Raw genomic sequence first — 9676 nt, forward strand, 5'->3', positions numbered from 1 at the left:
GATGGGCTATTCCTCCGCCAAGGGGCTGTGGACCGATGTCGGCTTCCAGGCGGCCTATGTCTCGGCGACGCGGGATCTCGGCCCCGGCTCGCTGACCGGCCGGCTGGATCAGTTCTCGACCACCGACCGCACCAACAAGGCGGTCGACGACAACGCCGAGCACGGCTGGGCCGCGCTGGTCGCCTATCGTTGGGACGTGCGGCCGAACGTCCATCTGGTGTTCGAGGGGATGCGGATCGACAGCGACCGCCCCGAACGGATCAGGCTGGGCGAGACGCCCCAGCAGACCCAGACGGTGGTGCAGACCGCGCTGCGATACCTGTTCTAGCTAGAAGGTTTGCGGCACCAGGTGCCCGTCCTTCAGGGCGAAGACCCGGTCCATGTAGCGGGCCAGCTCCATGTTGTGGGTGGCAATCAGGGCCGCCACGCCTCGCTGGCGGGCCTGTTCGTACAGGGCCTGGAACACCGCGGCCGAATTGGTCGGGTCGAGGTTGCCGGTCGGCTCGTCGGCCAGCAGCAGCTTGGGGCTGTTGGCCAGGGCGCGGGCGATCGCCACGCGCTGCTGCTCTCCGCCGGACAGTTGGCCCGGCTGATGGTCGAGCCGCTGGGCCAGGCCCAACTGCGTGAGCATCTCCGTGGCGCTGACCCGGGCCTCGGCCTTGCTTCGGCCAGCGATCATCGCCGGCATGGCGACGTTGTCCATCGCGCTGAACTCGGGCAGCAGGTGGTGGAACTGGTAGATGAACCCGACGGTCGTCAACCGCACCTGGGTGCGCTGGCGTTCCGACAGCTTGGAGCAGTCACGGCCGTCCAGGGCGATCAGACCGGCGTCGGGCCGCTCCAGCAGGCCGGCGGCGTGCAGCAGGGACGACTTGCCCGAGCCCGACGGGCCGATCAGCCCGACCACCTCGCCGGGATAGACATCCAGATCCACGCCGCGAAGCACGCTGAGCGAGCCCGCCTCGGTGACATAGGTACGCTCGACGCCGCGCAGGGCCAGGATGGGGCTGGTCGCGGGGCTATTCATAGCGCAGGGCCTCAACCGGATCGATACGCGAGGCGCTGATGGCCGGCAGCAGGGTGGCGAGGATGCTCAGGGCGGTGGATATGCCGACGATGACGCCGACCTCGCTCCAGTCGATCTTGGCCGGGATGTGGGCCAGGAAATAGATGTCGGCGCTGAACACCGCCGCGCCCGTGACCCATTCGACGAAGTTCTGGATGGCGGTGATGTTGGCGCAGAACAGCACGCCCAGCAGCAGGCCGGCCAGGGTGCCGGCCAAGCCGATCGACGCGCCGGCCATCATGAAGATCCGCAGGATCGCGCCCTGGCTGGCGCCGATGGTCCGCAGGATGGCGATGTCGCGCCCCTTGTTCTTCACCAGCATGACCAGGGCTGAGATGATGTTGAGGGTGGCGATGGCCACGACGATGAACAGGATCAGCCGCATCACCTTGCGTTCGATCTGCAGGGCGTTGAAGTAGCTGGAGTTCTTGTCCATCCAGTCCTGGACGAAGGCGCCCGGGCCGCTGGCCTGCTCGATGATCGGCTTGATCTCCTTCGCCTTGTCCGGGTCCGTGACCTTGATCTCCACGTAGTCGATCGAGGTGTCGCGGCCGAAGAACAGCTGGGCCTGGGGCAGCGCCATGTAGACGAAGCTCTCGTCGAACTGGCTCATGCCGACGCTGAAGATGCCGCCGACGGTGTAGTCCTTCTCGCGCGTCGAGGTCCCGAACGCCGTGGCCGGGCCGGACGGCGAGATCAGGGTGATGGCGTCCCCGACCGAGAGACCCAGGTTGCGGGCCATGCGGTCGCCGATCAGCACGATGTCGCCGCCGTACTCGCCCTCGCCGAACCCGGCCAGCGAACCGCGCTTGATGTTGGACGAGATCATCTTCATGCCGCGCAGGTCGGCCGGGGTGACCCCGCGCACGATGGCGCCGGAAACCTGGCTGGGGCCGATGACCATGGCCTGGGCCTCGACCATCGGCGCGGCCTGGGTGACCCCGCGCACCGCCTTGATGCGGCCGATGACGCCGTCGCGGTCAGGACCGTTCAGTAGCGGGCCCTGGGCGTAGACGTGGCCGTTGAAGCCCAGCAGCCGCCCCAGAAGCTCGGCCCGGAAGCCGTTCATCACGCTCATCACGGTGATCAGGGCGAAGACCGCCAGCATCACCGCCGCGAACGAGATGATGGCGATCAGCGCCACGCCGCCGTTCTTGCGCTTGTTGCGCAGGTACCGCCAGGCGACGGTGCGCTCCCAGGTTCCGAACGGACCGGCGCCGACGGCCATCAGGCGGCCTTGTCAGCGCTTTGGGCGCTGAGCTGAGCGATGACCTCGGCCAGCGGCGCGGTGTGGCGCTCGCCGGTCTTGCGGTTCTTGATCTCGACCACGCCCTCGGCGATGCCCTTGGGACCGACGATCAGCTGCCAGGGCACGCCGATCAGGTCCATGGTCGCGAACTTGGCGCCGCCGCGAGTGTCGGTGTCGTCGTACAGCGGGTCGCGGCCGGCGGCCTTGAGCGCGTTGTAGGCGGTCTCGCAGGCTTCGTCGCAGGCGGCGTCGCCCTGGCGCATGTTGATGATGCCGACGCCGAACGGGGCGACGGACTCGGGCCAGATGATGCCGCCCTCGTCGTGGCTGGCCTCGATGATCGCGCCCAGCAGGCGCGAGACGCCGACGCCGTAGCTGCCCATCTGCACCGGCACGTCCTTGCCGTCCGGCCCGGTGACCAGGGCCTTCATCGGCTCGGAATACTTGGTCCCGAACGAGAAGATGTGGCCCACCTCGATGCCGCGCGCCGACAGGCGGTCGCCTTCGGGCAGCGCGGCGAAGGCCGCCTCGTCGTGCATTTCCTCGGTGGCGGCGTAGAGCCCCGTGCGCTGGTCCACCAGCGGCTGCAGATCACCGTACCAGTCGACGTCCGGACCAGGCGCGGCCATCTCGACCAGGTCCTTGTGGCAGAAGACGGCGCTTTCGCCGGTCTCGGCCAGGACGATGAACTCGTGGGACAGGTCGCCGCCGATCGGGCCGGTGTCGGCGCGCATCGGCACGGCCTTCAGGCCCATGCGCGAGAACAGGTTCAGATAGGCCACGAACATGCGGTTGTAGGCCTTGCGCGCGCCCTCGGCGTCGAGGTCGAAGCTGTAGGCGTCCTTCATCAGGAACTCGCGCCCGCGCATCACGCCGAAGCGCGGGCGGCGTTCGTCGCGGAACTTCCACTGCACGTGGTAGAGGTTCTTGGGCAGGTCCTTGTAGCTCTTGACCGAGCCGCGGAAGATCTCGGTGATCATTTCCTCGTTGGTCGGTCCGTACAGGAGCTCGCGCTCGTGGCGGTCGACAATGCGCAGCATCTCGGGGCCGTAGGCGTCGTAGCGGCCCGACTCGCGCCACAGGTCGGCCAACTGGAGGGTCGGCATCAACAGTTCGATGGCGCCGGCCCGGTCCATTTCCTCACGGACGATCTGCTCGACCTTGTTGAGCACCTTCAGGCCCAGCGGCAGCCAGGCGTAGATGCCCGCCGCCTCCTGGCGGATCATGCCCGCGCGCAGCATCAGCTGGTGCGAGGTGATCTGGGCGTCCGAGGGGGCTTCTTTCAGAACGGGCAGGAAATAGCGCGACAGGCGCATGGACGAGACGTCTCCGGGGAATTCGAGGCGTTGAGATAGCCGCTTGGGCGTCAGCTTGGCAACGCGCGCGGCGAAAAGATGACGTTCTGGGGTTTTTGGCGTGGGCCGGCGGCGTGAGCGGGAAGAAAGCGTGACCGCTGGAAAAGGTCCCTCGCCCGCGAAAAGAAGGCCGCGCGGTCGTCGCGCGGCCTTTCAAGTCATCGTCGGGGAAGACGCCACAGAGCAAGGTCGGAAAACCCGGCCTCGTGAGTCAGAGCCTAGGCCCCGAACGATTGTTCGGGGCGCCCGATTGCGTCTGGTCTGGCCACTTGGTGAACTTCGCCCACGGATTGGGCGAACGCCGGCAAAATCGACGCGCGCCGCCCAAGGCTTGGGCGCCATTTCTATGATCAATAGGTGGCGGGCAGATCCGGCAGGCGGATCAGGTGGAAATGGATGGTCAGCAGCAGCAGCGCCATGACCAGGGCCGACACCCAGGTGGTGGTGAAGAACTTGCGCTTGAGGTTCGGATTGACCGGCGCGCCGGGGTCGGCGCCGGGCGGCGGCTCGATCCCCATCTCCTTGAAGGTGCGGTTGCCCAGCGGCAATACGGCGAACAGGGTGGTCCACCAGATGGTCAGATAGACGGCGATGCAGGTGACGGGACCCATCAGTGAGCCTCCCCATTTTCGCTTTTGGCGGGCGTTTCCATGAGCTCGACCAGCATGCCGCCCATGTCCTTGGGGTGAACGAAGATGATCAGGGTGCCGTGGGCGCCGATCCGCGGCTCGCCCAGCACGGTGGCGCCCTTGGCGACCAGACTGTCGCGGGCCTCGTAGATGTTTTCCACCTCGAAGCAGATGTGGTGCTGGCCGCCCTTGGGGTTCTTGGCCAGGAAACCATGGATCGGCGAGGCCTCGCCATAGGGCTCGATCAGCTCGATCTGGCTGTTGGGCAGGTTGACGAAACAGACCCACACGCCTTGCTCGGGCATGGCCCACTTCTCGGTATGCGAAGTGGCGCCCAGCAAGTCGCGGTACATCTTCACCGACTCGTCGATGGAGGGCGTGGCGACGCCGACGTGGTTGAGCTTGCCGATCATGAGCGTTCGTCCGTCCTGCAGGGCCCGGTTCTATTTTCCGAGGGTATAGACGACTTCATGGAGCCCCGGCGAGGCGTTTCCGAGGCGCCGGCGCATCACCTGGCCGGTTGGCGAAGCCACCAATATCGCGCGGGAAACATCTCGACCAGGAACAGCCCGGCGACGAAGCCGCCGACGTGGCATTCCCAGGCGATCATCAGGCCGCCCTGCCCCGACGCCTTGCCGAGGGCGAAGCCGATGGCGATCAGCACCAGGTTCATGACGACGAACGACTGGGTCTGCTTGCCGACCTGGCGGGAGAAGACCGGCGCGAGACTCCCGTCGGACGTCAATCGCGCCACCGCGCCCCACAGGCCGCAGATCGCGCCCGAGGCCCCGACGGCCGAGATCTCGCCGTTCCAGTGCAGGGCCAGGAACAGCAGCCCGCCGGCGACGCCGCAGATCAGGAAGAAGGCCCAGAACAGCAGCGCCCCTTTCAGGTCCCGCCCCAGGCGCACGGCGATCGCCGGCCCCAGGCTGACCAGGGCGCTGGTGTTCATGACGATGTGCAGCAGCCCGGCATGCAGGAAGATATGCGTCAGCGGAGTCCACCAGAACCCCTGCCTGAAATAGGGCGGATAGAGACAGCCCAGGGCCAGCATGGCCTCGTCCCAACCCTGCATCTTGCCCAGCAGTTGAACGCCCGAGACGATCCAGAGCACCAGCGTCAACGCGCCCAGCGGCCAGGCCTCGCCGGCCAGCAGACGCAGGGTCTGCCGCCAGCGAGGCTCGGGCGTGGGGTCGATCGGCCGCGTCGCTYCAGCGGGCGGTCTGGTCTCGTCCATGGAAAGTCTAGATCCGCAGGACCGTGGTCTCGACCACGGGCTTGCGTTCCCAGATGCGGAACGCGGCCTTCTTCACGGCCTTGGAGATGGCGCTCTCGATGGCCTCGTCGATCTCGCGCTGGTCGTCCTTCATGCGCTTGAAGGCGGTCTCGGCCTCCTCCGCCAGGTCGTCGAGCGCGTCGTCGAGCGGATATTCGGCGTCGCCGGCCAGGCCCAGGCCGCGAACCTGCGGGCCCGAGACGATGCGGCTTCTGCCGTCCAGAACGACCGATACGGCCAGCATGCCGTTGAACGCCGCATGCCGCCGCTCGCGCAGGGCCTCGCCGTTCTCGGGCGTCACCACGCCGCCATCGACATAGAGGCGGCCCGAGGGCACTTCATCGATGATCGCGGGATGGCCGGGGGCCAGCCGCACCATGTCGCCGTTGCGCGGGCTGATCGCGTGCGGCACCTGCAGATCCTTGGCGAAGGCGGCGTGCTCGATCAGGTGGCGGCGCTCGCCATGGGTCGGCACGGCGATCGTCGGCCGGGCCCACTGGTACATCTGCTTCAGCTCGTCGCGGCACGGGTGGCCGCTGACGTGGATGCCGGGGGTGTCGCGCTCGGTGTGCAGGCGCACGCCGCGGTCGGCCAGCTTGTTCTGCAGGTTGCGGATCGGGATCTCGTTGCCCGGGATGACCCGCGAGCTGAAGATCACGTGGTCGCCCTGCGAGAGCTTGACGTGCGGGTGGGTGCCTTCGGCGATCCGGGCCAAGGCCGCGCGGGCCTCGCCCTGGCTGCCGGTGCAGAGGAACAGCACCTCGTTCTCGGGCAGGTACTTGGCCTGGTCGTCGGTGATGAAGGGCTCCAGGCCCTCCAGCAGGCCGACGTGGCGGGCCGCGGCGCTCATCCGGTGCATCGAGCGGCCGGCCAGGCAGACCTTGCGGCCGGCGGCCTGGGCGGCGCGGATCACGGTGTCCATCCGGGCGACGTTCGAAGCGAAGCAGGCCACGGCGATCTTGCCGGTAAGGCCCTTGATCAGCTTGTTCATCGCCACGCGGACGCCGGCTTCGGAGCCCGCCACGCCGTCGACGAAGACGTTGGTGCTGTCGCAGACCATGGCCAGCACGCCCTCGTCGCCGAGGCGTTGGATGGCCTCGATGTCGGTGGGGCCGCCCAGTTGGGGATCAGGGTCGATCTTCCAGTCGCCGGTGTGCAGGATCGTGCCCAGCGGGGTCTTGATCGCCACGCCGTTCGGCTCGGGGATCGAGTGGGTCAGGGTGATCATTTCCAGGTGGAAAGGACCCAGGTCGAAGCTGCCCCCCAGCGGGATCTCGGTGATCGGCACCTCGCCCAACAGGCCGGCGTCGCGCAGCTTCTCGCGCAGCAGGAAGGCGGTGAACGGCGTGGCGTAGACCGGCGCCTTCAGGCGCGGCCACAGCCAGTGCACGGCGCCCAGGTGGTCTTCGTGCGCATGGGTCAGGACGATCGCGATGATGTCCTTGGCGTGGGCCTCGATGAATTCGGGGTCGGGCAGGATGATCTCGACGCCGGGCGTCGTCTGGTCGCCGAAGGTCACGCCCAGGTCGACGACGATCCACTTGCGGGCGTTCGCCGGGCCGTAGCCGTACAGATTGAAGTTCATGCCGATCTCGTTCGACCCGCCCAGGGGCAGGAAAACGAGCTCGTCTTTGGGGGAAGGCTTGTCGGTATATTTGGTCATTGAGTCTCTAGATGGGTGTTACGGCGATGAATTTCGAGGAGACCACGAATGGTCAGATCTGAATCGAAGTGGTCGATGCTGTCGGTCGCGCCCTCGAACAGCGAGGCGACGCCGCCGGTGGCGACCACGGTCATGGGTTCGGCCCGTTCGGCCTTGATCCGGGCCACCAGGCCCTCGATCAACGAGATATAGCCCCAGAATACGCCAGACTGCATGGCGCTGACAGTGTCGGCGCCAACGACGCGCCCACTGGGCGGGCGCTGGATGGCGATGCGGGGCAGCTTGGCGGCCGCCTCGTGCAGGGCCTGCATGGACAGGTTGATGCCCGGGGCGATGATGCCGCCCTCGAACGCCCCGTCGGCGGCGACGATGTCGAAGGTGGTGGCGGTGCCGCTGTCGATGACGATCAGCGGACCCGGATAGACCATGTGGGCGCCCACCGCGTTGACCAGGCGGTCGGCCCCGGCCTCGGACGGCTTGTCGATCCGCACGTCGACGCCCAGCACGGCGTTCTCGCCGATCACCAGCGGTTCGACGTTGAAATAGCGGCGCGACAGGTTGCGCAGGTTGAAGATCGACTGCGGCACGACGCTGGAGATGATGCAGGCGTCGATGGCCCGGAAGCCCAGCCCCTGCATCGACAGCAGTTGAGACAGCCAGACCACGTATTCGTCGGCCGTGCGCGTGCTCTCGGTGGCGGCCCGCCACTGGGCGATCCACTCATTGCCATCGTGGATGGCGAACATGGTGTTGGTGTTGCCCTGTTCGATGGCCAGCAGCATCAGGAGGCCCCTCCGAAAAAGACGTCGCCGGCGGTCACCCGCCGCAATTGGCCGTCCGCCAGACGAAGACGCAGCGCACCGTCGCCGTCCAGCCCTTCGGCGATCCCTTCAAGGGTTTCTGTCCCCAGGCGGGCGACGCAGGCTTCGCCCAGGCCATGGGCCCGGGCCGTCCAGGCGTCGGCGATGGCGGGGAAGCCCAGGCGCAGCCAGACGTCCTCCCAGCGCGCGAAGGCGGCCGACAGGATTTCGATCGCCTCGATGGGCGACGGCGGCGGCGCGTCGCGGTAGGTGGTCAGGGCGGTGGCGGGGCGCTCGCTGTCGATCGGCTTGCGGGACAGGTTCACACCCACCCCGACGGCGATCCACAGGCCGCCGGTCGGCCGCATGCCGGACTCGACGAGGATGCCGCTGACCTTCAACCCGCCCAGCAGCGGGTCATTGGGCCATTTGAGACTGATCAGGCCGGCGGGCACATAGGCGGCCAGCAGGTCGGCGACCGCCAGGGCCGCCACGAACGAGACCTGGGCGGCCTCGCCCGGCGGCTTGTCGGTGGAAAACAGCAGGGTGGCGGCCAGGTTGCCCTCGCCGGTCTCCCAGGCCCGCCCTCGGCGACCGCGGCCCGCCGTCTGGCGCAGGCCCACGATCCAGACCGGGCCCGCCTCCCCCGCTTCCGCGCGGCGACGAGCCTCGGCATTGGTCGAGTCGATCTCGTCCAGAACGACGACGGGCGCGGGCGAAAGAGCGCCCGTCACGTCACGCGTGGCCAAAGGCCGCCGCGGCGGCCCTGGCGGCGGGATCCAGCCAGATCAGCGCCACCAGCACGATCGGGAACGAGAAGGCGGCGGCCACGAAGCCGACCGCGCGGGCGATCGGTTGCGGCTTGTCCACCGCGCCGGCCGGGGCGTCGAACCACATCGTCTTGATCAGGCGCAGATAGTAGAACGCCGCGACCACGCTGCCGACCAGGCCCAGCACCGCCGCCCATTGCAGCAGCACGTCGCCCGAGCCCATGGCCGCGCCGAAGACATAGAACTTGGCCCAGAAGCCCGAGAACGGCGGCATGCCCAGGGCCGACAGCGAGAACGCGGTCATGGCCACGGCGACGCCCGGACGGTGCTTCACCAGGCCGGCCATGTCCTCGATGGTCTCCATGGGCTTGCCGTCTCGCGACAGGGCCTGGAGGCAGGCGAAGAAGCCGGTGACGTCGACCATGTACAGGGTCATGAACAGCAGCATCGAGTGCATGCCGGTCTCGCCGCCGGTCGCCACGCCCAGCAGGGCGTAGCCGACATTGGCGATCGAGCTGTACGCCCACAGGCGCTTGAGGTTGTTCTGGGCGAGGCCCGCGAAGGCGCCGACGAAGACCGAGGCCAGGGCGGTGATGACCAGGATCTGGCGCCATTGGGCCACCGAGTCCGGGAAGGCGTCGCCCAGCACGCGGGCGAACATCATCATGGCGGCCAGCTTCGGCGCGGCGGCGAAGAAGCCGACGACCGGCGTCGGGGCGCCTTCGTAGACGTCCGGCGTCCACATGTGGAACGGCGCGGCCGAGACCTTGAACGCCAAGCCGCAGAGGAGGAACACCAGGCCGAACAGCAGGCCGACACCGTGCTCGCCATGCGCCAGGGCGGCGATGTCGGCGAAGCGGGTGGAGCC

10 protein-coding genes and 1 pseudogene are annotated in these 9676 nt (G+C 67.9%); 1 reads left to right on the forward strand and 10 read right to left on the reverse strand.

Annotation, left to right across the window (positions count from 1 at the left end; translation table 11 throughout):
• Positions 1-328, forward strand: a pseudogene (locus AC1DZ6_RS11625) (hypothetical protein); the annotation flags it as partial.
• Here AC1DZ6_RS11625 and AC1DZ6_RS11630 read toward each other — a convergent pair.
• The 10 genes from AC1DZ6_RS11630 to AC1DZ6_RS11675 all read right to left on the reverse strand — a co-directional run.
• Entirely contained in the window at positions 329-1027 is a 699-nt protein-coding gene (locus AC1DZ6_RS11630) for an ABC transporter ATP-binding protein (protein ID WP_477097335.1), read from the reverse strand.
• Positions 1020-2294, reverse strand: coding sequence for a lipoprotein-releasing ABC transporter permease subunit (locus AC1DZ6_RS11635; RefSeq protein ID WP_477097336.1), 1275 nt, complete (start codon positions 2292-2294; stop codon positions 1020-1022). Before AC1DZ6_RS11635 ends, AC1DZ6_RS11630 begins: the two co-directional genes overlap by 8 nt.
• Entirely contained in the window at positions 2294-3631 is a 1338-nt protein-coding gene (gene proS / locus AC1DZ6_RS11640) for a proline--tRNA ligase (RefSeq protein WP_477097337.1), read from the reverse strand. The genes AC1DZ6_RS11635 and proS overlap by 1 nt, the downstream gene beginning before the upstream one ends.
• A 389-nt stretch (positions 3632-4020) precedes the next feature.
• Positions 4021-4281 carry a DUF1467 family protein gene (locus AC1DZ6_RS11645; protein WP_477097338.1) on the reverse strand — a complete coding sequence of 87 codons (261 nt, stop codon included), beginning with the start codon at positions 4279-4281 and terminating at the stop codon, positions 4021-4023.
• Positions 4281-4712, reverse strand: a complete 432-nt coding sequence (gene mce, locus AC1DZ6_RS11650; protein WP_477097339.1) for a methylmalonyl-CoA epimerase — start codon at positions 4710-4712, stop codon at positions 4281-4283. Before mce ends, AC1DZ6_RS11645 begins: the two co-directional genes overlap by 1 nt.
• Positions 4713-4807: 95 nt before the next feature.
• On the reverse strand, positions 4808-5536 hold the full coding sequence (locus AC1DZ6_RS11655; protein ID WP_477097340.1) for a rhomboid family intramembrane serine protease: 729 nt from the start codon (positions 5534-5536) through the stop codon (positions 4808-4810).
• A 7-nt stretch (positions 5537-5543) separates the two neighbouring features.
• Positions 5544-7238: a ribonuclease J gene (locus AC1DZ6_RS11660; RefSeq protein ID WP_477097341.1), complete on the reverse strand. Its 1695-nt coding sequence runs from the start codon at positions 7236-7238 to the stop codon at positions 5544-5546.
• On the reverse strand, positions 7235-8023 hold the full coding sequence (locus AC1DZ6_RS11665; protein WP_477097344.1) for a type III pantothenate kinase: 789 nt from the start codon (positions 8021-8023) through the stop codon (positions 7235-7237). Before AC1DZ6_RS11665 ends, AC1DZ6_RS11660 begins: the two co-directional genes overlap by 4 nt.
• Positions 8020-8772: a biotin--[acetyl-CoA-carboxylase] ligase gene (locus tag AC1DZ6_RS11670; RefSeq protein ID WP_477097342.1), complete on the reverse strand. Its 753-nt coding sequence runs from the start codon at positions 8770-8772 to the stop codon at positions 8020-8022. Before AC1DZ6_RS11670 ends, AC1DZ6_RS11665 begins: the two co-directional genes overlap by 4 nt.
• A 1-nt stretch (position 8773) precedes the next feature.
• The coding region (locus AC1DZ6_RS11675) for an NADH-quinone oxidoreductase subunit N (protein ID WP_477097343.1) at positions 8774-9676 on the reverse strand (903 nt) is incomplete at its 5' end.

It is taken from the genome of Caulobacter sp. P1_B12_2 (assembly GCF_056406675.1).

Coding starts and splice junctions, on each gene's coding strand:
- mce (WP_477097339.1), bottom strand. CDS start 4,712: ATGATCGGCAAGCTCAACCACGTCGGCGTCGCCACGCCCTCCATCGAC.
- AC1DZ6_RS11635 (WP_477097336.1), bottom strand. CDS start 2,294: ATGGCCGTCGGCGCCGGTCCGTTCGGAACCTGGGAGCGCACCGTCGCC.
- proS (WP_477097337.1), bottom strand. CDS start 3,631: ATGCGCCTGTCGCGCTATTTCCTGCCCGTTCTGAAAGAAGCCCCCTCG.
- AC1DZ6_RS11645 (WP_477097338.1), bottom strand. CDS start 4,281: ATGGGTCCCGTCACCTGCATCGCCGTCTATCTGACCATCTGGTGGACC.
- AC1DZ6_RS11660 (WP_477097341.1), bottom strand. CDS start 7,238: ATGACCAAATATACCGACAAGCCTTCCCCCAAAGACGAGCTCGTTTTC.
- AC1DZ6_RS11630 (WP_477097335.1), bottom strand. CDS start 1,027: ATGAATAGCCCCGCGACCAGCCCCATCCTGGCCCTGCGCGGCGTCGAG.